General features: G+C 38.6%; 20 protein-coding genes, 2 pseudogenes and 1 other annotated feature. Of the genes and pseudogenes, 1 reads left to right on the top strand and 21 read right to left on the bottom strand.

Annotated features, from left to right (window positions below; genetic code table 11):
• Window positions 1–72: 72 nt before the first annotated feature.
• The 21 genes and pseudogenes from JCM9152_RS23710 to JCM9152_RS11750 all read right to left on the bottom strand — a co-directional run.
• Window positions 73–219, bottom strand: a pseudogene (locus tag JCM9152_RS23710) (UvrD-helicase domain-containing protein); the annotation flags it as partial.
• A gap of 35 nt (window positions 220–254) precedes the next feature.
• A complete protein-coding gene (locus tag JCM9152_RS11840; protein WP_035344475.1) occupies window positions 255–1,280 on the bottom strand; it encodes a UvrD-helicase domain-containing protein in 1,026 nt (341 codons plus the stop codon).
• Between the two features lie 13 nt (window positions 1,281–1,293).
• Complete coding sequence (locus JCM9152_RS11835) at window positions 1,294–4,164, bottom strand: PD-(D/E)XK nuclease family protein (RefSeq protein WP_035344473.1); 2,871 nt, start codon at window positions 4,162–4,164, stop codon at window positions 1,294–1,296.
• Between the two features lie 339 nt (window positions 4,165–4,503).
• Entirely contained in the window at window positions 4,504–4,878 is a 375-nt protein-coding gene (locus tag JCM9152_RS11830; protein WP_052015890.1) for a DUF1516 family protein, read from the bottom strand.
• Between the two features lie 217 nt (window positions 4,879–5,095).
• Window positions 5,096–5,743, bottom strand: coding sequence for a phosphate signaling complex protein PhoU (gene phoU / locus JCM9152_RS11825; RefSeq protein WP_035344472.1), 648 nt, complete (start codon window positions 5,741–5,743; stop codon window positions 5,096–5,098).
• Between the two features lie 14 nt (window positions 5,744–5,757).
• On the bottom strand, window positions 5,758–6,561 hold the full coding sequence (gene pstB, locus JCM9152_RS11820) for a phosphate ABC transporter ATP-binding protein PstB (protein WP_173402075.1): 804 nt from the start codon (window positions 6,559–6,561) through the stop codon (window positions 5,758–5,760).
• A gap of 48 nt (window positions 6,562–6,609) precedes the next feature.
• Complete coding sequence (gene pstA, locus JCM9152_RS11815; protein ID WP_035344468.1) at window positions 6,610–7,494, bottom strand: phosphate ABC transporter permease PstA; 885 nt, start codon at window positions 7,492–7,494, stop codon at window positions 6,610–6,612.
• 2 nt (window positions 7,495–7,496) lie between these two features.
• On the bottom strand, window positions 7,497–8,417 hold the full coding sequence (pstC, locus tag JCM9152_RS11810) for a phosphate ABC transporter permease subunit PstC (protein ID WP_035344466.1): 921 nt from the start codon (window positions 8,415–8,417) through the stop codon (window positions 7,497–7,499).
• A 126-nt stretch (window positions 8,418–8,543) separates the two neighbouring features.
• Complete coding sequence (locus JCM9152_RS11805) at window positions 8,544–9,563, bottom strand: PstS family phosphate ABC transporter substrate-binding protein (RefSeq protein ID WP_035344464.1); 1,020 nt, start codon at window positions 9,561–9,563, stop codon at window positions 8,544–8,546.
• A 363-nt stretch (window positions 9,564–9,926) separates the two neighbouring features.
• Window positions 9,927–10,343, bottom strand: coding sequence for a universal stress protein (locus tag JCM9152_RS11800; protein ID WP_035344463.1), 417 nt, complete (start codon window positions 10,341–10,343; stop codon window positions 9,927–9,929).
• 234 nt (window positions 10,344–10,577) lie between these two features.
• A pseudogene (locus tag JCM9152_RS11795) lies at window positions 10,578–12,037 on the bottom strand (SulP family inorganic anion transporter).
• Between the two features lie 765 nt (window positions 12,038–12,802).
• Window positions 12,803–13,222: an arsenate reductase (thioredoxin) gene (arsC, locus tag JCM9152_RS11790; RefSeq protein ID WP_035344461.1), complete on the bottom strand. Its 420-nt coding sequence runs from the start codon at window positions 13,220–13,222 to the stop codon at window positions 12,803–12,805.
• A 20-nt stretch (window positions 13,223–13,242) separates the two neighbouring features.
• Window positions 13,243–14,550: an arsenic transporter gene (locus JCM9152_RS11785; protein WP_035344459.1), complete on the bottom strand. Its 1,308-nt coding sequence runs from the start codon at window positions 14,548–14,550 to the stop codon at window positions 13,243–13,245.
• A gap of 20 nt (window positions 14,551–14,570) precedes the next feature.
• Window positions 14,571–14,921, bottom strand: a complete 351-nt coding sequence (locus tag JCM9152_RS11780) for an ArsR/SmtB family transcription factor (RefSeq protein ID WP_035344457.1) — start codon at window positions 14,919–14,921, stop codon at window positions 14,571–14,573.
• A gap of 54 nt (window positions 14,922–14,975) precedes the next feature.
• Window positions 14,976–15,113, bottom strand: a complete 138-nt coding sequence (locus JCM9152_RS22635) for a hypothetical protein (protein WP_156314990.1) — start codon at window positions 15,111–15,113, stop codon at window positions 14,976–14,978.
• Window positions 15,114–15,334: 221 nt separating this feature from the next.
• Window positions 15,335–15,619 carry a 50S ribosomal protein L27 gene (rpmA, locus tag JCM9152_RS11775; RefSeq protein ID WP_035344455.1) on the bottom strand — a complete coding sequence of 95 codons (285 nt, stop codon included), beginning with the start codon at window positions 15,617–15,619 and terminating at the stop codon, window positions 15,335–15,337.
• Window positions 15,620–15,624: 5 nt separating this feature from the next.
• Window positions 15,625–15,966, bottom strand: a complete 342-nt coding sequence (locus JCM9152_RS11770) for a ribosomal-processing cysteine protease Prp (protein WP_035344453.1) — start codon at window positions 15,964–15,966, stop codon at window positions 15,625–15,627.
• 1 nt (window position 15,967) lies between these two features.
• Window positions 15,968–16,276: a 50S ribosomal protein L21 gene (gene rplU / locus JCM9152_RS11765; RefSeq protein WP_035344451.1), complete on the bottom strand. Its 309-nt coding sequence runs from the start codon at window positions 16,274–16,276 to the stop codon at window positions 15,968–15,970.
• A 13-nt stretch (window positions 16,277–16,289) separates the two neighbouring features.
• Window positions 16,290–16,363, bottom strand: a sequence feature (ribosomal protein L21 leader region).
• Between the two features lie 54 nt (window positions 16,364–16,417).
• Window positions 16,418–17,917 (bottom strand): Rne/Rng family ribonuclease, encoded by a 1,500-nt coding sequence (locus tag JCM9152_RS11760; RefSeq protein ID WP_035344606.1) that lies wholly within the window; start codon window positions 17,915–17,917, stop codon window positions 16,418–16,420.
• Between the two features lie 70 nt (window positions 17,918–17,987).
• Window positions 17,988–18,869 (bottom strand): M50 family metallopeptidase, encoded by an 882-nt coding sequence (locus tag JCM9152_RS11755; RefSeq protein ID WP_235715698.1) that lies wholly within the window; start codon window positions 18,867–18,869, stop codon window positions 17,988–17,990.
• Window positions 18,847–19,635: a M23 family metallopeptidase gene (locus JCM9152_RS11750; RefSeq protein ID WP_035344449.1), complete on the bottom strand. Its 789-nt coding sequence runs from the start codon at window positions 19,633–19,635 to the stop codon at window positions 18,847–18,849. The genes JCM9152_RS11755 and JCM9152_RS11750 overlap by 23 nt, the downstream gene beginning before the upstream one ends.
• A gap of 363 nt (window positions 19,636–19,998) precedes the next feature.
• Between JCM9152_RS11750 and JCM9152_RS11745 the strand changes: the two genes are divergently transcribed.
• Window positions 19,999–20,913: an aldo/keto reductase gene (locus JCM9152_RS11745; RefSeq protein WP_035344447.1), complete on the top strand. Its 915-nt coding sequence runs from the start codon at window positions 19,999–20,001 to the stop codon at window positions 20,911–20,913.
• The last annotated feature ends 211 nt before the right edge of the window (window positions 20,914–21,124 follow it).

The following is a 21,124-nucleotide window of genomic DNA, read 5'->3' as shown; positions in this document are numbered from 1 at the left end:
CTCCTCCTTTTTCGCCTTTTCCTCCATTTCATTCATTAAGCGAACATTCGCTCCACGAAAACGATAAATCGACTGCTTTTGATCGCCCACAATAAATTGATAATGGGGCTTTATTCTATTTAATACCTCTAGCTGGAGACGATTCGTATCTTGAAATTCATCAATCATCATATGACGAAATTGACGCTGGCAATATAACTGAATGTGAGGGTCCTGTAATAAGCGAACGGCTTTTTGTTGAAGATCAGTGAAATCTAATAAAGCCGCTCGCCTCTTTTCACGCTATAGGCCATATGAAATTCTTTCACTAATGAAGTGATCAACTCTACAAACATGATCGCTTCCTCTTTTAATTCAACAGGTCCACCTAGCTTTTTCCACATTTCCTTCAACGGTTTCCAATGTTCCTCGTACAATTCATACAAAGCAGGAGCCTGCTCTAGCCAAGCCTTATTTGTTCGACTCGGCATCGCCTCTGTCAAAATCTCCATATAAGCTTCTGGCTCCTCTGTTGATGCAGAAGAAATGGCCTTTTCGATATTTATCGTATGTTTTTTAACAGTCGCTGAGAGATCATCATAGACTGGAAATCGTTCAATACAACTAAGGGCATTACGATGAAAAGAATGAACAACTTTTTGCCTTTCTTCCACTTTAGCTTCCGACTGAGCCCGTAACATCTCCTCAACTTGTAGCTGTTCAATCGTCTCCTCACCAATGGTTAATTCAGTAATTTCATTATGAAGTTGTTCAATCGTTTCAACTAACTGCTGCTTACTCATCACTTGAAACAATGGATACACTCGTTGGAATCGTTCCTTTTCTTCAAGAAGCTTCAATAGAATATCTCTTTTCTTCACTGCCCCTTCAACTTCGTCCAATATTCTCATGCGTGGAGGAAGGTCAGCTTGTAAGGCATATTGTGACAACAACCTTTGACAGAAGCTATGAAAAGTCGAGATCATCGCCCTTTCAAGTAACGCTTTCTGTTCCCGCCAAAACGATACGGCCTCAGCAGAAATCGCTTCTTGTTCCTTTTCATTCATTCGTTTTCGAATACGATCCTTCATTTCGCGAGCCGCTTTCTCAGTAAAAGTAATCGCCACAATTTCATCAACCGAGGCACCTAACGAATGATCTGGTTTCAGGTAACGAACCTCACATAAGTAGACAAATCTCTCCGTTAAGACACGTGTTTTCCCCGATCCTGCACCAGCTGAAATTAACAACAAAGGCTTCTCACTAAAAATGGACTTCCTTTGCGCTTCATTAAAATTCATCTTAATCCCCCTCTTAGCGTGTTCCCTCTCGTTGTTCTGGTGTTGCACGACAAATAGATAAGTAAGGACAAAATGGTGAGCATTCTAGAGGAGCGACATCATAGGCTTGAGACAGCCCCTTCCACAATAAACGAATCTGCTCAATGACCTGATACTTGTCTAAAAAGGACTTCGTTCCAAAGTGATCTTCACGGTTTTTACAATGTGACGTTACTTGATACGGCGAGTGCTTCCCGATAAATTCAGAGCGCCAGATTCCATTATTCGTTCTCTTACTAGGCTCCTTTAAAGAAATATAGGAGGCTCCATCTACGATCATCTCTTTGTTTTCTTTTAACGCAAGCTGTTCCCGAATCGCATACGCATATAAAGGAAGTTGTAGCTTTAAGCCTGATTGGACCTCGTCCATTTTAATCGTGGCAGCCCCAGTCTTGTAGTCATAGATTACGATTGATTGACCTTTCTGATCAACACGATCAACTTTGCCAACTAATATAAGTGATTCTTCTTCTGATATTGGGAGCTCCAAACGAACTGGATATTCAAATGCCATTATCTTCATCTCCGTGAGAGCTTGATTTTGCCAAAAATGTTTCAATTCTGCTTGCCACCAGTGATGTAAATGTTGTTGCCACTGTTCTTTCTTTAACATTAAATCTAATCGAGAAAGCTCATGATTTTGCCGCTCAACGTCTACCCATTTTTCTTCAAATCGTTCCTTTAAACGAACTGGAACTTGCTGTAGCTCAATGTCAGTAGCAGATCCAAACGGACGGTTCACTAATTGACAGTCTTTATAAACACCTTCAATCAAATCATGGACAATTTGACCAATTGAAAGGGGTGATACTTGTTCTTGCTTTGATTGTAGCTCCCCAACGTTTAGACCTTTCTCCATAGCAAATCGAAAAGAGCAACGAGCATAGCTTTCTAGCTCTGTTACTGCTACAACATGTTTTTTTTTCTTTGCCGCATACTCAGACGTGAATCGCTCTTTCGCTTCAGTTAATCGAGCTTGTCGTTCTTGTACGTTTAATAGCGAAATAGGGGTTGGATCGACCTTATAACCTTCCCCTATTTTCGATGCCACTTGCTCCACAAATGATTGCTTCGTCAAGCTGACAGCTTTTTGCATCCTCTTCTGCCATGACCACACTTCATCTGTATGAAGATCCATTAAATAAGGAGAGGGCAAAAGAGGATGCTCAGGGTCAACACCTCGCACATATGTAAAGATAATGATGTTGATTTGTAAAAGAGCAAGCTGATCCATATACGCTTGTTGCTTCAATTGAAAATGCTCTTGTGTCGGTGCACTATATCGAATAGGTAAGCTGGATAAGTCTCTTTCCTGAACGTACCCACTTAAACGGTGAGGAGCTGGGAATCGGCCTTCATTCATCCCTACAACGTATAATCGTTCTCCTGAAAAAGAACGAATGTCACGCCACGTATGAATTGCAACCCCTCTCTTGCGTCCACGTGCTTTAAATATGCTAGCAGACGAGCCTATTGCACGAAACCATTCGACAAATAACTCAAATGTCACTTTCACATCAAAGCGTTTCTCCTTTAACTCTGTTAGCTCAGCTTCTACTTTACTTGCGATTAAATTTAGTGCCTTGAATTCATCTGCTATTTCCTGTTGCACAGAAAGCTGATCCTTCTCCATCAGCTTCTCTTGCCAATATGATAATAAAGGCAACCTCTTCAACCAATCGAGTAAATTCGTTAAATAATGAATAAATAAGTCTTCGTCAGATCGCTCCCATTCAAACACCATATCGTAGAGCTGCTTATATCTTTCATCAAGCCACTCTCCATTTTCTAGAAAACCTTTCTTTTGCTTAGCAAAATCAAGTCCCTTCACATCATGTAGCTTCAAAATCTGCTCCACTATCGGCAACTGCTCCCATTTCGTTAATGGCCTTTGCTCCCATTCAATTACTTGTTTAATAAAGGAGAAAATAGCAGTCGTTTCTATTGTTCGTTTAACTGGAATTTGTAAAGGAATATGATACATGTCTGCATATCGTTGTAATTGTTGTAGCCCGTCCTGTTCATCAACGAGCAATATTCCTACCCGCTCTTCAGGTAATGAGGATAAAGAGATTTCCTCCATTACGCCTCTCCACTGTTCCTCTACTGTAGTTGATGCAATCACTTGTTTCTCATTCTCTTTCTTTGATCGTCTACTAGGTTGCAAGTGATTGGCAAAGCCCATTTGCTCTAATTCTCTAACGGTCTGTTCGACAATTTCAAAAGGTTCATTCGGTAGAATCACTTCGACCTTGGCACCTATATCTTTTAACGCTTCGATAAACAGTGATTGCAAAGGGCTAAAATCAAAAAATCCGTCAATGACAACATGAGAGAGACGAACACCTTTCCCCTCCGATAATGATTGAATAGCTGATAAAATTCGATTCTCTGGATCAAGCAGTTTTTTTTCATAAATAATCACTTGTTCATATTTCATAAAAAGCGGAATTAATGGCTTTAAAGACCCTTCAAGTTCCTGTACGTCAACCCCTAAACGCTTTATTTGTCCATAAGTGTCAGCGTAGCCCCGAGCTTTGGCCATATTCATCTCACCATCAAACATGCTTTCATCTCTAACGAACTGTTGGAAGAATAGTGTACGTTCTTCTTCTGTTAACGATAAATACGACATTTCCTTTTGATCAAGAATGTAGGCTGCCAAATCATCAAACGTACAAATGATTAACCCTGGTTGCTTGTCTCTTGCTTGCTTCAACCAAGAGGAAGATGGCAACAAATAGAAGGCTTGCTTATTTGTTTCTTGCTGGCGTTTATACACAGCTTCTAACCTCGATTTATGAGCTACATCATGTAATTCAGCTCCATAAATTACCTGTGTCATTCTATTCACTCCCTCCAACGTAAATCGCTCCTTCAAGTTTACCATCTTTCATTGAACACGAGAAACGACAACTCCATTAATTCTGTACAAAAAAATGCTTCAATAGGCTAAATACCTAATGAAGCATCTACAGTATTAGAAACTAATAAGAAAAACCGCGTTAGCGGTCTTTTCTTTAAAGCGGCGTGCGGACCCGTTACAGCGATTTTTCAGTTTTTCTGAAAGTGGGGTTCTTTCAGAAAAACGTGTAACGTGTGAAACTGTCGCTCTCCTTTGAATTTGCCAAAACCTTTATGCTTCCCCACATGTCTTCCTCGAATTTTATGCTTTCTTATTCTTTTAAAATCGAATTACACCAAATCCCATTAAAATAACGATAAGGCTTATAACAACAAGTGCAATCCAATAGACTCCAGCCTTATCTCCTAGCGTATTTTTCTTCGTACGGACTAGGATCATTTCCATCACATAAATGAGCACAAGTGCGAGAATACCTTTCACTATAAGCACAACTGGAAATTGATACCCAATTAATGTACCAATACCTGATACGAGCATAATCAAATAGAACAATCGGGTAATCATATGTACGACTGTTGCACCTTTGTTCTTCTGTGCTTTATACAAGAAAAAAGCAACAATGAACAAAATAATCAAGATGGTCCATGAGCCTCGATGTGACTCATAGAAGATATTTATCAAAGTCTGTGACATTTCTACTCCCCCTTTCCTTATTTTCTTCCTTTAAGTATAAGCGACATAAGGAGGATTCTCAAAGTGTAAACTATATATTTTTGAACGTGATGGACTAAGTTCAATGAAACGTCATTCAATTGTTGCGAAATTGTACCACTTTTATTTAAAAAAACCGTATTAAGTTAATAAACTCAATTCGGTCTTCATTTGACTAGTGAATACAGTTTCTTACTCATCAATTCAAATCGAAATGTTTCCCGTTAACTTCATAGATAACCCATTCAGCAATATTTGTTGCATAATCCGCAATCCGTTCAATAAATCGACCAATAAAAGCAAGCTGAGTAATTTGATTAATTTCAATCGTACCATCTTGTCTTGAAAACAACTCACGAATAAACTGCCCATACATTTGATCGACCCGATCATCCATATTAGCAATCTTTTGTGCAGCTAATATATTCGTGTTTTCATATGACTCTAAAGCAATCAGTAGCATTTCCTGAGCTTTCATCCCTATTTCAAGGATTTGATTTTGAAATGGGGTAGCATGAGTCATTCTTTTTGACTGTTTAGACAAATCAACAGCTAGATCAGCCACCCTTTCTAAATCGCTCGATATTTTTAGTGCGACAATTAATTTTCGTAAATCACTAGCAACTGGCTGCTGCTTAGATATAAGTAAAATAATCTCATCATGCATACTCAATTCTAATTGGTTGATTTTATAATCTTCGTTAATAATCTTATCCATCAAAGCTTGATCAGCGGAATCGAACGCCTTTAACGCATCATTCAAGATCGTATCAACGTCTCTCCCCATTTTAAGTACATTCATTTTCACTATATCAAGCTGACTATCAAACTGTGATCTTATTGACATAAATCAACCTCACCTTACCCAAATCGTCCTGTAATATAATCTTCTGTACGAGAATCATTAGGATTTGAAAAAATAAGATCGGTATGATCGAATTCGACAACTTCCCCATTTAAAAAGAATGCTGTTTTATCTGAGATACGTGCCGCCTGCTGCATATTATGAGTCACGATAATAATGGAATATGATTCTTTTAACTTTTGAATTAACTCTTCAACTTTTAATGTTGATTTAGGATCAAGGGCAGAAGTAGGTTCATCCATTAAAATGACATCCGGTTCAATCGCTAAGCATCTAGCAATACACAAACGTTGCTGTTGTCCACCAGATAATCCATAAGCATTTTCATTTAACCGATCCTTCACTTCATCCCAAATATAAGCTCCTTGCAAGCTTTTCTCAACAATTTCATCTAGAATTTTTTTATTACGGATTCCATGAATACGTGGGCCATATGCAATATTGTCATAAATCGATTTCGGAAAAGGATTAGGCTTTTGAAACACCATTCCAACACGCGTTCTTAAATCCTCTACTTTATAAGAGCGATGGAGAATACTTTTTCCGCGATACATAATATCACCTGAAATCTTAACAATTGGAATGAGTTCCACCATACGATTTAATGTCTTAATATATGTCGATTTGCCACAACCAGAAGGACCAATAATGGCTGTTACTTCCTTCTCATGAATGGCTAGGTTAATATTTTTCAGGGCATGATCCTTGCCATACCATAAGTTTAATGATTTCGTATCATATACGACACTCTTATCAACCTTCACTTGTGTAGATTGCCTATTGTCTGTATGATTGATCATTTTGTTTTCTTTCGCTGAAGCAAGTACCATCATAATTCCTCCTTTAAATTAATACCTTTTTTGATACTTATTACGAATAACAATCGCAGCTGAGTTCATAACAAAGAGTACTAACAGTAATACGACTATGGTCGCTGCAGCTAAATTCGCATACTCTGCAACAAGAGCTGCATCAATCGTCCAATAATAAATTTGCATCGGCAATACAGTAAAACGATCCATAATACCACCAGGAAACGGAATAAGTAAAGCTGGAATTCCAATAACGACCAGTGGTGCAGTTTCTCCAATTGCACGTGATAGCGATAAAATAGCACCCGTTAATATTCCAGGTAATGCAGCTGGTAAAATAATATTTTTGATCGTTTGCCACTTCGTTGCCCCCATTCCGTAAGAGGCCTCACTTAAAAATCCAGGAACCGCTCTTATTGCCTCTTGACTAGCAACAACAATAATAGGTAATACAAGCAATGACATCGTTAAACCACCGGCTAAAATAACATTCCCAAGACCCAATAAGCGAACAAAAATAGTCAAACCTAATATCCCAAATACAATTGAAGGAACACCAGCTAAATTAGAAATGTTCGTTTGTATAAACGAATGGAATTTTCCTCTTTTCGCATAGCACTCCAAATAAATTGCTGTCCCGACTCCCAAAAACATTGTCACTGGCCCTACTATGAGCATAAGCCAAAGCGTCCCTAAAATAGCTCCCATAATACCAGCCATATCAGCATTAGTGGATAATCTTCCTGTCAAAAAATTCAAATCAATCCATCCCACACTCTCCGAAACAACTCTCGCAATTAGAACAGCTAACACTGCTAAACCAAACAAGGTTGATAGAAAAAAAATCATTTTACAAACTTTATTAAAAAGGAGTCTCGTATTCATTCTTTTTGCGACTTGTACATGATCTACGTATTTCATTATTAATATTCCTCCCTATACTTACGAGAAATATATTGCGCTAGCAAGTTCATGACAAGTGTAAATACAAACAATGTCATCGCCACCGCATATAGGCTATAATATATCGTCGAACCAGCAGGAGCATCTCCGCTAGAGACTTCAACAATGTATGCAGTCATCGTCTGCATAGATTGAGTAATATCGAAAGTAAAGTTTTTGGAGCTTCCACTTGCAATAGTCACGATCATCGTTTCACCAATCGCACGAGAAATACCCAAAACAAAAGATGCAATAATACCAGATGTTGCTGCTGGGATAATGACTCGACTCGTTACTTCTAGCTTAGTCGCTCCTAATGCAAGTGCCCCTTCTCGCATTGAATTCGGTACAGAACTCATTGCATCTTCGGATAAGGACGCTACCATCGGGATAATCATAATTCCCATGACAATACCTGGACTCAATATATTCGTCAACTCTAAACCAGGTATAAACGAACGTAAAATGGGTGTTACAAATGTAAAAGCAAAGAATCCATAAACAATCGTCGGAATACCTGCTAATACTTCAAGCAAAGGTTTTAATGTTTTTCTTATTTTTTCTGACGCGTATTCACTCAAATAGACTGCTGTCATTAATCCAATTGGAATAGCGACGAGCATAGCAATAAAAGAAGACAATAACGTTCCCATTATGAGTGGCAGCACACCAAATTGTGGCTCCTGACTTAATGGTCTTAACACCGTTCCTGTAAAGAATTCTAAAAAAGGAACTCTTCGGAAAAATTCAAACGTTTCAGTTAGTAAAGTAAATAAAATGCCAATTGTCGTTAAAATTGAAACAGTTGCAATGAGTAATAACAATTTTGGAATCAGTTTTTCAAAAATACTTAAAAAATTTCTTGAACTTTTTTTTTCAGCAATCAATTGTTGTACATTCACAGTTTTCCCATTTTCATTTCCACTTCAGGATTTCCCCCTTCACCCAGTTCCTTTAAAAACGACTAACGATTTGAAAGCAGAGAAGATGAGTGCAATCATGCCTCATCTTCTACTACTTTTATTGGCTTATTTTAATCCATCAAGGACTTCAATATAAGATTGGATTTCTTCTTCTGGAAGTGGTGCAAAGCCTGTTTCACCTGCAAAATTATTTACATTGTTGACAACATAGTAAGCAAAATCAAGTACTTGCGGCTTTTCTTTTGCCATATCAACATTTAGATAAGTAAATACTGGACGTGTGAATGGAGCATAATCACCAGATTCATCAATTGTATCTAAGCTTGGGGCAACCGGACCGCTACCAAAATCAACATTTACTGCTTGCAGTTGATCTTGATTGTTTACATAATAACCAAAACCAAAGAATGCAATTCCGTTTACATCTTCTGATACTAGATTAACAAGCGTAGAATACTCTTGTTGAAGGTTAACACTATCCACTAAATCTTCTTTTTCCAAAATGACTTCATAGAAAAACTCGTATGTTCCGTGGTTTTCATTCGGTCCCATTGGCTTAATTTCATCATCTGGGAAACTTGGGTCAAGATCAGACCATTTTGTTACGCCACCATCATGCTTAAAAATATTAATAAGCTGCTCATCTGTTAATTCAGTCGCCCAATCATTATCAGGGTGAATAACAAATGTTAATCCATCTAAGGCAACTTTAAATTCTTGAACTTCAATCCCTAGTTCCTCAGCAATCTCTAATTCTTCCTCTTTAATTTCACGTGACGCATCGTTAAAATCAGTTCCATCCTCTGCTAAGAAACGTTGAAACCCAGCACTTGTTCCTGCACGGCTCACTTCAACAGATACACCTTGCTGACCATTTAACATGTAATCTTCAGCAATAACTGACATTAACGGATAAACCGTACCAGAACCGTCTACAACAACGCTTCCGCTTAATTCTTCAGCTGTACCTTCTGATGAATCTCCATCTTCTGTATCGTCAGTTGTCTCTTCTGTTTCCGTACCACCTGTGTTTTCCTCAGGAGCATCTGTTTCATCTGCAGATCCGCATGCTACTGCAACAAGCATTAGAACTGCCATCATTAATAGCATTACTAGTTTCTTCATTTCATTGTCCTCCCTTTTTCTTTAACGAGAATGTGTGTAATAGGTTTCCCTCTCACATTTGCTAGTATAGTCTCGCATTATTAAGAGAGTATGGTTACAATGTAAAGGTTTTGTAAATAACTGTTGAAATCTATCTATATTGGGCTTTTGACCTATCAAATTATGTCTAAATATGAATAAAAACGAGATTGATATTGATCGATTATCATGTAAGAAAAGTTGGAACAGATTTACTCCATTTACCTTTTGCAATCGGTCGATGCACCAATTCAATGCCACAGCAAAAAAATAGATAATTAATGTAAAGAGCCTTTGAGAAAAAACTCTCAAAGGCTCTTTGTCCAAGCGCTCTAACTATATAACTTATTTTACTATTAAAACCGGTTTATCAACTCGCTTAGCAACCTTATGACTAACACTTCCTAATACAAAGGTTTGAAATTTGTTTAATCCTCGACTACCTACCACGACACAATCAAAGTCACCATCGTTGGCAAACTTTACAATCGCCGTTCCTGGTTCTCCATGAATGATATGTACGTCATATTCAATCTGTTTTTCATCAAGCAATTCAATAATTGGGGCTAGCTTCTCCTTACGCATACGGGCGACTTCGTACTTACTTGAATGGGCTAAGATGTCTGCCTTTGAGGTTGCACTATCAACCACATAGACGATATCTACCTTTCCATTATTTGCTATGACAAGCTGAACAGCCTTTTCTGCTGAACGAACAGAATGCTCAGAACCATCCGCTGCTAATAAAACACGTTTAAACATTACAACCCCTCCCTCTTTCTATTGTAAACGGCTTCACTTGGAAAATGAATGTTAAATGTTTTTTTAGGATATTTCCACTTATATAAGATTTTCCAATCACTTATTCCCATCATCCTTACACTCCAAACATCCCAATCTGAAGTCATTCATATTACTCATATCGAAAATGAATTCCTAACTAAAAAAGACAAGCTATTGTAAATGAATCGCTCACAATAGCTTGTCTGATAATCATTAGTGTCCAGATGCCTTCGACAATCCGCCAATTTTATCTTTTAATTTTTCACTTTCTCTATTTAAACCAACATAGGTGACCTTAATACTACTCTGTTCAAACTTACTTTCTATTTTATCAAGTGCTCCTATTGCAGAATCATCCAAAGATGTGCATTCGTTAAATCGATCTCTACTTGACTTACTGGAAGCTTAAAGTCAAATTGATTGACAAAGTCGGTTACAGATGCGAAAAACACTTGACCAGAAACGCGGTAAACCTGCTTGTCTACTTCATTAACCATTACTTTCTCAACGTCTACTTTTGAAATCTTAGCTGCAAAGAAAATCATGCTTAAAAGCACACCAGCAAACACACCAATCGCTAAGTTATGCGTAACAACAACTGTTACGACTGTTACAACCATTACAAATGCATCCGTACGCGGGAGCTTGTGAATATTGCGTACAGTTCCCCAATCAAATGTACTAATCGATACCATAATCATGACACCGACTAATGCAGCCATCGGAATTTGGACAACAAGATTACCTAATACTAATATTAAGAACATTAAAACTACACCCGCAACTAATGCAGACAAGCGTCCTCGCCCACCAGACTTGACATTGATGACCGATTGACCGATCATCGCACAGCCGGCCATACCACCGAAGAAACCTGAGACAATGTTGGCGATCCCTTGGCCACGACTCTCTTTGTTCTTGTCACTTTCTGTATCTGTCATATCATCGACAATGTTTGCTGTTAGCAATGATTCAAGTAAACCAACAATGGCTAACGCTAATGAATATGGAAATATAATCATTAATGTTTCAAACGTTAATGGAATACTAGGAATTAAGAAAACTGGCAATGCTTGTGTTAAATTCCCCATATCTCCGACTGTTGATACATTCATTCCACCAAAGATCACAATAGCCGTAATAACAACAATCGCTGCAAGAGCTGACGGAACAGCCTTCGTAATACGTGGCAAACCATAAATGATAAATAACGTTGCCGCAACTAACACATACATTAACCACGTAGCACCTGCAAATTGGTCTAGCTGTGCCATGAAAATTAAAATCGCAAGCGCATTAACAAAACCAACCATAACCGAACGTGGGACAAATTTCATCATTCGTGCTAATTTAAACACGCCAAATAAAATTTGCAAAACTCCTGTTAAAATCGTTGCTGCCAACAAATATTGCAAGCCATGATCAGCTACTAATGTAACCATTAAGAGCGCCATCGCACCCGTTGCAGCGGAAATCATCCCAGGCCGTCCACCTACAAAGGCAATGACGACAGCAATACAAAAAGAAGCATACAACCCTACCATCGGATCGACACCTGCAATAATGGAAAAGGCAATCGCTTCTGGAATCAACGCAAGCGCCACAACAAGACCTGCGAGCACATCTCCCCTAACATTACTAAACCATTCCTGTTTAATTGTTTGTAAATTCAAATCTACACCTCTCTTATTCTATTGTTGTAAAGTGACTTTTGACTCTCACAAAAGTCGGGTCCGTTGTTCACAAAGTGAATCATAACATCCTTCACAAAAATATCAAACTACGATGTAAGCGTATATCATTAATAAAATACTCTTATATACTCATCTTTTCATGAATTTCCAAGTAAAATCATAAAATTGTCACATTTGCTACGTAATAAACAAAGGGAATCCTCCTGCCCTTAAATCAGGAAAACCTACTTTCTTAGAAGAAATGGGAATCCTCATTCCGCTATTTGAACTAAACAAGGTCAAATAGTGGAATAAAACCCTAAATAGAGGCATGAGGAGGCCGTAATGACAGTAACAAGGGACATACAGAGTGAATAGAGGAACGAGGATCACATGACCGAGGTTACTGCCTACTCTGTTCTTTCACCTCTCGAATCCTGAGCTCACATTAGTAGAGATTTCCTGGTCCTAATTGAAGAAAACAACGTAGCATAAGGTAGAAAAAAATCCCCCTGCCGCTATTCCAGCAAAAACACGAGAAATGAAGTGTTCATGTCGAAAGAAAGGCATGAGGGAACCCGCCCTTCTATGAGAACACCGCTCATAGAAGGGCTTTAAAACATGAACAGCTCGACTCATTGATTCGGGGCTGTTCAAAAGAGGAAAAACCACCCCTTTTTGAACAGCCTCTTATAAGTTCTGATTACACAAAGAAAAATGCCACAGCTAGTTAGGCTATGGCATTACATCATTTTACTAATATTTTTATTTACCATCCTCAGCAAAGCGTTTAATTCGTTCTCCAATCTCATCACGAACACGTTGGAAAAAAGCCCATTTTTCTTCATCAGTTCCTTCTGCTTGTGCAGGGTCATCAAAGCCCCAATGTACGCGCTCTTTATTTGGTGGTGTTGCTGGACAAACATCATTTGCATGCCCACAAAGTGTCACCACAAGATCAGCTTTCTCTAATAAGTCTCGATCAATTGTATCAGACGTTTGATCCGAAATATCAATATCAACTTCTTTCATTGCCTTCACCGCATTTGGATTCACGCCATGGGCTTCAATTCCTGCTGAGTAAACTTCATACTCATTACCTAGATAATGCTTTCCCCAACCTTCAGCCATTTGACTTCTGCATGAATTTCCTGTACATAAAAAGTAAATAATTTTCTTAGACATGTTCGATCCACCCCTGTTTTCTATAATAGGATATTTAACCATAAATAAAGGCCAACTAATGTAATAAACAAAGTAGGAATTGTCAAAATGATTCCAACCTTAAAATAATAACCCCATGTAATTTTCATCCCTTTTTGCTTAAGAACGTGTAGCCATAAAAGAGTCGCTAATGAGCCAATCGGTGTTATTTTCGGTCCGAGATCAGAGCCAATAATATTCGCATAAATGAGAGCTTCTCGCATCACACCGACTGTATTCGTATCAGCGATAGCTAGTGCATTAATCATAACAGTTGGCATATTATTCATCACCGAGGACAGGATTGCCGCAATAAAGCCCATCGAAATCGTCCCAACAAATAATCCTTCATCTGCTGTTAATTCTATTAATGAAGCAAGAGCATCTGTAAGCCCCACATTTCTTAATCCATATACGACGACATACATCCCAATGGAGAATACGACAATTTCCCATGGAGCTCCTTTAATTATCCCTGCTGAGCTAAGGTTTTCATTCTTTGCACTCCCATTACGGAAGATGAAATAAAAGATAAGAGCAACCGGCATCGCAATAAATGAAACAGGAATTTCAAGAAACTCACTCGTAAAGTAACCAACTAATAGAACAGCTAGAATGATCCATGAAAGATTGAATAGTCTCTTGTCTTTAATCGCTTCAACAGGCTGTCTCAACTGGGACATGTCATATTGCTTTGGAATGTCTTTTCGAAAGTATAAATATAGAACAAGAATACTTGCCCCTAATGCAAAGAAGTTCGGTACAACCATCCGTGAAGCATATTCAACAAAGCCTATCTCAAAGAAGTCAGCTGAAACAATATTCACTAAGTTACTAACAAGCAATGGTAATGACGTCGTATCAGCGATAAACCCACTTGCCATAATGAATGGTAATACCATCACATCTTTGAAGCGTAATGCTCTTACCATCGCTAATACAATCGGCGTTAAAATAAGAGCTGCACCATCATTAGCAAATAAAGCCGCAACAATTGCCCCTAAAATAGAAACATAGATAAACATTTTCAATCCGTTTCCTTTTGCAAAGCGAGCCATATGTAAGGCAGACCATTCAAAAAATCCAATTTCATCTAAAATTAATGAAATAATAATGATCGCGACAAAAGTCAATGTTGCATTCCATACAATTTCCGTAACAGCTAATACATCAGCAAAGCTAACGATTCCAGCGATTAACGCTAAAATCGCCCCAATCGTTGCCGACCAACCAATTGACAAGTTTTTCGGTTGCCAAATAACGAGCACTAGCGTCACTAAAAAAATCGCGGATGCTAAAATGATGTCCATCTCTCTCCCACTCCTATCCGCTACTCACAGCAAACACGTAAGCCGCGTTTCTCTAAATCTATTAATCTATCTCTTTGATTAGGCAAATGAGCCAATAATGATTGAATAAGTGGATATCCATCGTGTGATGCGTTAATTCGATAGAAAATCCATTGTCCCCTACGCTCTTCCTCCACTAATCCAACATCACGTAATTTGCGTAAATGCTGACTGACAGATGGCTGACTCATATTAAACAGCTCAACAAATTCACAGACACAGCACTCATCTTCATGAAGCATAGCCATCATCGATAAGCGTGTTTTATCACCTAATAGCTTTAACCATTTAGCAGCCGTCTCAATTTCGACTTCTGTAAAAACATTTTCCATACTCTCTCCTCCTGTTTTTCATTATATAATTATATGCTTATATATGCAATTGTTTTATTTATTATTTTCTTTTATTCTTTTTCGTTCCATTTCTAAAATCAATTCCGTTAATAGTCTTCTCTGTTCTCGATCATTTGCATAGCATAGTTGATTTCGTAAATCCTGAATGCGATCTTTTTCCTTTTGCTTCAACATAAACTCCCCTTCACACCAATCGATAACTTCATACATGGGTTAGTATTGACGAAATTACCTATACTAAACAAAAGGATTACTTTCCGGCTTATCGAAGCTCCGAGCAATTTTAAACTTAGCGTTCTTTCATACGAAATGGCTCTTCTCTCCATTAACCCTTTTCCCCGCCACACGAAAAAAGCTAACAAAAGGTCTCCCCTTTGTTAGCTTTTCATTCCTTATTGAGCAGCTGGATACACACTTACTTGCTTACGGTCACGACCGACACGCTCGAATTTCACGACGCCGTCTACCTTTGCAAACAAAGTATCGTCTCCGCCTTTTCCTACGTTCACTCCAGGATAAATACGTGTACCGCGTTGACGAACTAAAATCGAACCACCTGTTACAGCTTGACCGTCTGCACGCTTAGTACCAAGTCGCTTAGATTCAGAGTCACGTCCATTCTTTGTACTACCTACCCCTTTTTTCGATGCGAAAAATTGAAGATTCATTTTCAACATGGAATTCACCTCCCAAGGTTATCGTTTATTTTAATAAATGCATGGTATTCCTCAGCAATCGATTGTAAAGAGACAAGCATCCCCTCTAAAAGAAGCTGAATCTTCTCAAATGTTGCTTCATCTACATCAGATGGTACACAACAGCGGAGAAATCCACCATCTTCTTTCGATTCTACATCTAATTCAACCTCACACAAAATAGCAATGGCATTAAGTGTACCAATTGAGACTGCTGAAGCTCCTGCACAAACGAGATCTTGACCATATGGACCAGATTCGGCATGACCACTCATCGCAAAGCTTTCAATCTTCAAGTCATGACTACGCCTGACGTCAACGATAATCATTTTACGCGTTAATCTTTTCGATTACGACTTTCGTGTATGGTTGACGATGACCTTGCTTACGACGATAGTTTTTCTTCGCCTTCATTTTCCAAACGATGATTTTCTTTTGACGACCGTGCTTTTCAACCTTAGCTGTTACAGAAGCACCTTCCACGTATGGAGCGCCAACTTTGACATCATCTCCACCTACGAATAAGATGTTATCGAAGCTCACTGTTTCACCAGCTTCTGCATCTAACTTCTCAATGTAGATTTCTTGTCCTTCTTCAACTTTAACTTGTTTACCACCAGTTTCAATAATTGCGTACATTCTCTGCACCTCCTCATAGACTCAGACTCGCCATCCTAGGTAGGGTAATCCCTTTGAAAAACCTATTCTGTGCGGTTGTAGTTGTTTGGGTGCGACCAAATAACTAACAAGCGAAATTGTATCATAATGAATAGACTTATGTCAATTCGTTTTTAAATGTTCCAACCGCTTACCTGCCTCTTCTAACGTCCCTAAAAAACGGATAAGAGCTCCCTTTACTAGACGTTTATTCGGATACAAAAGGATCCTTACACCTAATGCACTTTCTAAGCGCTTTAAATGTTTACCGTTCGAACCAGAGAAAACAGATAAGATCGATGCAGGAAGTTCAACAACGATTGCTTCATGCTCTGTTCCTTTGTATTCCCAGAGCTGCCGTTCTAACTCAAAAGCCTGAGCTTCATTAGAGAGAACAACACCTTTACCTTGGCATGTTGGGCATGGTTTGGACAAAGTATCCTGTAGGTTTTGTCTCACTTTTTTTCGAGTCATCTCCACTAATCCTAAACCGGTAATACCGACGACATTGGTTTTAGTGCGATCTTTCTTTAACTCATTTCTTAGCAATCGTACGATCAAATCTCGATCTTCTTCACGACGCATGTCGATAAAATCAATGATTATCATACCGGCAATATCTCGTAAGCGCAATTGCCTAACAATTTCCTTTGCCGCCTCTTTATTCGTTTGCCAGATCGTTTCATTAAAGTCATTCTTCCCTGTGAATTTCCCAGTGTTTACATCGATTACTGTTAAAGCCTCTGTTTGATCAATCGTAATATAGGCTCCACTTTTCAGCCACACTTGCCTTTTTAACGCTTTTTGAAGTTCTTTTTCAATGTGATAGGCTGTGAAAATCGCTTCTTTCTTTTTATAGAGCGTTATTTGACTTTCACTATTTGAATAAGAGGACAACCATTCCTTCATTCGCTTGTATTCATCAAAATCATCAAGAACAATCTCTTGAAGACCTTCAAACATATGGTCACGTACAATACGTTCCGTTAATGTAACATCCTGATAAAGAAGACGCTCAGACGACTTTTCCTCGATTCTTTTCTGTAATTGTGCCCATTTCCGTCGTTGATAATGTAATTCTTCCGTAACTTCAGTAGCTGAACGTCCCTCACACGATGTACGAATAATTAAGCCTTCTTGATCAATCGTTAGCTCTTCTCCAAACGTACGCCACCTTTCGCGCTCCGCTTCTGATGAAAAACGTCTTGAAACACCTATGTAATTGCCATTCGGCATATAAATCATATAGTGTCCTGGAAAGGACAAAATCCCGGTTAATCGTGGACCTTTAGAGCCGAATGCTTCTTTTGTCACTTGAACGACTAACTCTTCTCCTTCACGAACAAATTTAGAAACAGGTCGCTGCTTTTTCTTCTCTTCATCTTCAGTATCTAAATGAAAGGAAAGAAGGTCGTCTCGGTATAAAAAACCATGCTTGTCACGTCCAATATCAACAAATGCCGCTTGCATACCAGGTAACACTTTTACGACTCGGCCTAGATACACATTATGAACAATTCGCTCCTCACCTGTTCGCTCAATCATTAGCTCAGTCACACGACCGTCTTCAATCAATGCTGCCCGCTTTTCCCTTGTGGCTAAATTAAATACAATCTTTTTCACGATCAAACAAGCCCCTTTTCTATTTCCTTACCTTATTGTACACGATTGTTGGACAAAGAGGGAGCTATAGTCAAAATTGGGCGGGAGTAAGGTCACAAATTCGATGATGAATTCGTTTCCGATCTAAATATGCTACTCTAATGATCTCTTCATGTAGTTGAACATGCTTTCCAACCGTAGGATCAAAATAGTTAAATGTAAGCGAAGAGCCTCGCTTACAAAGTTTAACCGCTTCTTTAACCGTTATCAAATTCGATACGTGCACATTCGCTTGCTTCGTAAATATAGAACTCGACTGTTTCCCTAAGATAAATTTCATAAATGTGTAATAACGCTGCTTCCATTCTAAATAATGAATAATAAGAAGGAAAATAAGAATCATCCATAAATGAAGTGATAGGTAGATAACGGATGCAATGAAGCAAAGAACTAGTAAAAAAAACAGTGATACATTTCTCATAACCGTTATCGCTTGTGCATATGGAAAACGATACATGAACAATAACTGCAAGAGCCTTCCTCCATCGAGAGGTAATATAGGTAAAACGTTAAAGAGCAATATCATCATATTATGCCAAATAAATAACTGATGATCATACGTTGACCAAAAGGGCAAGGCGATACAGTAATATGACAGGACCATCATCCAGAGATGCTGAACCGGCCCCGCCAATATAACGATCAATTCTTCATGAAACGGTTTATTCGACGTATCCTCAACTTCTGCCACTCCACCAAAAGGAAGCAATTCAATTTTATAAATCGTCCATTTGAAAAAACGGGCAGTCACAGCATGGCCAAGCTCATGAATAAATACAATCGTAAATATCATAATCATCTCTTTAAAGTAACCAGTAATGAAGGCTGAGGCGATAACGATCCAAAAGAAAGGGTTAATTTTCACCTTTGTTAATAATTCCGTTGCAGCCCTAATCAAATGTGAGCACTTCACTTGGATCAATATATCCATTCTCATTTTTTAATGCAAAATAAAAAATTCCTTTCTCCGCCCCATCGATTGATTGCGCCGTACCAATTTTCGTCCCTGATTGGACATGGTCATATAATTGAACTTCAATTCCATCAAGCATACCATAAATTGCTTCAGTTCCATCGTAATGTTCAATGACTACTGCTTTTTCTATTGAGCTATCTTCAGTTTGTCCAATCGAGCGTACTACCCCACTTTTAACCGACTCGATTCTAGCATGAACATCGGTTTCAATTAAAATACCTTGTCCGCTCTCATCAAAATCTTCACGAATCGTTCCACTAGCAGGTAATGCATAGACGAACTCCACCTCTTCATCAGGATCTCCTTGAGCAACATTTGCATCAATTGGAAGCAATGCTAAAGGTCGGCCAAACTGGTTCTCATACCAGCTAGCAATCGCAGCAAATTGAAATTCATTTTCAAAAGTATGGCGAACAAAATATTCCACTCTTTCTGATTGGGGAAGCTTAGATTGAAAAGCAATTCCAATTAGTAGAAAGAGAAGACCCGCGACTAAACATCGAAAAATAAAAAAATGAACCATGTTTGTAGAGGATTGGGTTTCATTTGGTCGTTCAGACGATACAACGTCAACACTTTCATGACCAAAATCATCATGCTTAGGACTAGTCATGAACGTTTTTTCACGTCGTCGTACTGTATCATCGATTACTCTTCTTCTTGACTCAATTTGTCTACGTACTTTGTTCAGGTTCTTCGCCATTTCCACCCCGTCCTTTTAGCACATTCTATATTGAACTATATGACTTGTCCTCTTAAGATATTCTCGAAATCACGAAAAGAAACCATTATTGCCATCAAGACGACTTTCATTTTGCAAAGGAAACCGTTCGCTACTCGTTCAATACTCTGATAAGATAGAGAAATAAAGATCAAGTAAGAGACCACTAAAAAGTTATTAACTTTTTTGGTGCCCTTTCAGCAATGAGCGAAACCGTTTCCTATTTAGAAAGTAGGTTGCTCGTATCAAACAAGTAACGAGTGAAGCCATTGCTATTCAAATGAAAGGCACTGAAAAAGTCAATTTGTACTTTTCAGTGGCTTCATCAAGTAATGGAGGGGTTTCATGAAAAAGCGTAGACTCGGCCAATCCGATTTAATGGTTAGTGAGGTTGGTTTAGGCTGTATGAGCATTGGTACTAACATCCCTACAGCAAAGAAAGTAATTGAAGAGGCAATAGATCTAGGAATCAATTACCTTGACACAGCTGACCTATATGATCAAGGTGTCAATGAAGAGATTATCGGTGAATTAATAATGGATAAACGACAAGATCTGATTCTTGCCACAAAAGCAGGCAATCGTTTTGAAAAAGGGAAGGATGGCTGGACGTGGGATCCTTCAAAGTCACACATAAAAAAGGCGATCAAAGACAGTCTTCAACGTTTAAAGACAGACTATATTGATTTGTATCAGTTACATGGAGGAACAATTGATGATCCTATCGATGAAACGATCGAAGCTTTTGAGGAGCTGAAACAAGAAGGTCTTATAAGAGAATACGGCCTATCATCCATACGTCCAAATGTAATCAAGGAATATGTGAAACGTTCGTCTATTGTAAGTATTATGATGCAATACAGCTTACTTGACCGACGACCAGAGGAATGGTTTCCATTACTGGGGCAACATGATGTCAGCGTAGTCGTTCGGGGTGCCGTAGCAAAAGGAATATTGACATCACGACCATTTTCGACATTGGCTTCTAAAATACAAGCAAACGGTTATTTGTCCTACACAGCCAATGAGCTAAAGCAAGTACGTGAACAGTTAGCCGATTATCACACTTTATCAATAAATGAGTTAGCCTTAAACTACGTACTTTCCTCAAACGTAATCGCTTCCGTTGTTACAGGTGCTAGCCGTAAGGAGCAAGTAAAAGAAAATGTACAAGCCATTCGTGCAGATCTCTTACCTGCCCACATACTAGACGAATTAAAGCAGATCACGAAAAAAGACATATACGAGCAACACCGATAACAATAATAGCTCAGAGCAAGGGCACTGCAAAAGTTAATTTGTACTTTTTTCAGCTCCCTTTAAGCAAGTGTGCGAAAACGTTGCTTATTTTACAAAACGCTTCGCAGAACTGAAAAGAGGCTGCGACAAAACAAAAGTGTTTAGCTGAGAATCCAAACATTTAGATAACGTAGCGGATGAAAAGCAAAGGTGAGACCCCGCAGTGCGTAGC

It is taken from the genome of Halalkalibacter hemicellulosilyticusJCM 9152 (assembly GCF_000513115.1).
In the GTDB taxonomy this organism is placed as follows: Bacteria; Bacillota; Bacilli; order Bacillales; family Bacillaceae_D; genus Halalkalibacter; species Halalkalibacter hemicellulosilyticus.
The sequence above is the reverse complement of the archived record's forward strand: the minus strand, read 5'-3'. Positions and strand labels throughout refer to the sequence as shown.

Excerpts from the sequence above, each read along its gene's own strand:
- JCM9152_RS11840 (WP_035344475.1), bottom strand. The coding sequence starts at position 1,280 with ATGAATTTTAATGAAGCGCAAAGGAAGTCCATTTTTAGTGAGAAGCCT.
- JCM9152_RS11835 (WP_035344473.1), bottom strand. The coding sequence starts at position 4,164 with ATGACACAGGTAATTTATGGAGCTGAATTACATGATGTAGCTCATAAA.
- JCM9152_RS11830 (WP_052015890.1), bottom strand. The coding sequence starts at position 4,878 with ATGTCACAGACTTTGATAAATATCTTCTATGAGTCACATCGAGGCTCA.
- phoU (WP_035344472.1), bottom strand. The coding sequence starts at position 5,743 with ATGTCAATAAGATCACAGTTTGATAGTCAGCTTGATATAGTGAAAATG.
- pstB (WP_173402075.1), bottom strand. The coding sequence starts at position 6,561 with ATGATCAATCATACAGACAATAGGCAATCTACACAAGTGAAGGTTGAT.
- pstA (WP_035344468.1), bottom strand. The coding sequence starts at position 7,494 with ATGAAATACGTAGATCATGTACAAGTCGCAAAAAGAATGAATACGAGA.
- JCM9152_RS11805 (WP_035344464.1), bottom strand. The coding sequence starts at position 9,563 with ATGAAGAAACTAGTAATGCTATTAATGATGGCAGTTCTAATGCTTGTT.
- JCM9152_RS11800 (WP_035344463.1), bottom strand. The coding sequence starts at position 10,343 with ATGTTTAAACGTGTTTTATTAGCAGCGGATGGTTCTGAGCATTCTGTT.
- arsC (WP_035344461.1), bottom strand. The coding sequence starts at position 13,222 with ATGTCTAAGAAAATTATTTACTTTTTATGTACAGGAAATTCATGCAGA.
- JCM9152_RS11785 (WP_035344459.1), bottom strand. The coding sequence starts at position 14,550 with ATGGACATCATTTTAGCATCCGCGATTTTTTTAGTGACGCTAGTGCTC.
- JCM9152_RS11780 (WP_035344457.1), bottom strand. The coding sequence starts at position 14,921 with ATGGAAAATGTTTTTACAGAAGTCGAAATTGAGACGGCTGCTAAATGG.
- rpmA (WP_035344455.1), bottom strand. The coding sequence starts at position 15,619 with ATGTTGAAAATGAATCTTCAATTTTTCGCATCGAAAAAAGGGGTAGGT.
- JCM9152_RS11770 (WP_035344453.1), bottom strand. The coding sequence starts at position 15,966 with ATGATTATCGTTGACGTCAGGCGTAGTCATGACTTGAAGATTGAAAGC.
- rplU (WP_035344451.1), bottom strand. The coding sequence starts at position 16,276 with ATGTACGCAATTATTGAAACTGGTGGTAAACAAGTTAAAGTTGAAGAA.
- JCM9152_RS11750 (WP_035344449.1), bottom strand. The coding sequence starts at position 19,635 with ATGGCGAAGAACCTGAACAAAGTACGTAGACAAATTGAGTCAAGAAGA.
- JCM9152_RS11745 (WP_035344447.1), top strand. The coding sequence starts at position 19,999 with ATGAAAAAGCGTAGACTCGGCCAATCCGATTTAATGGTTAGTGAGGTT.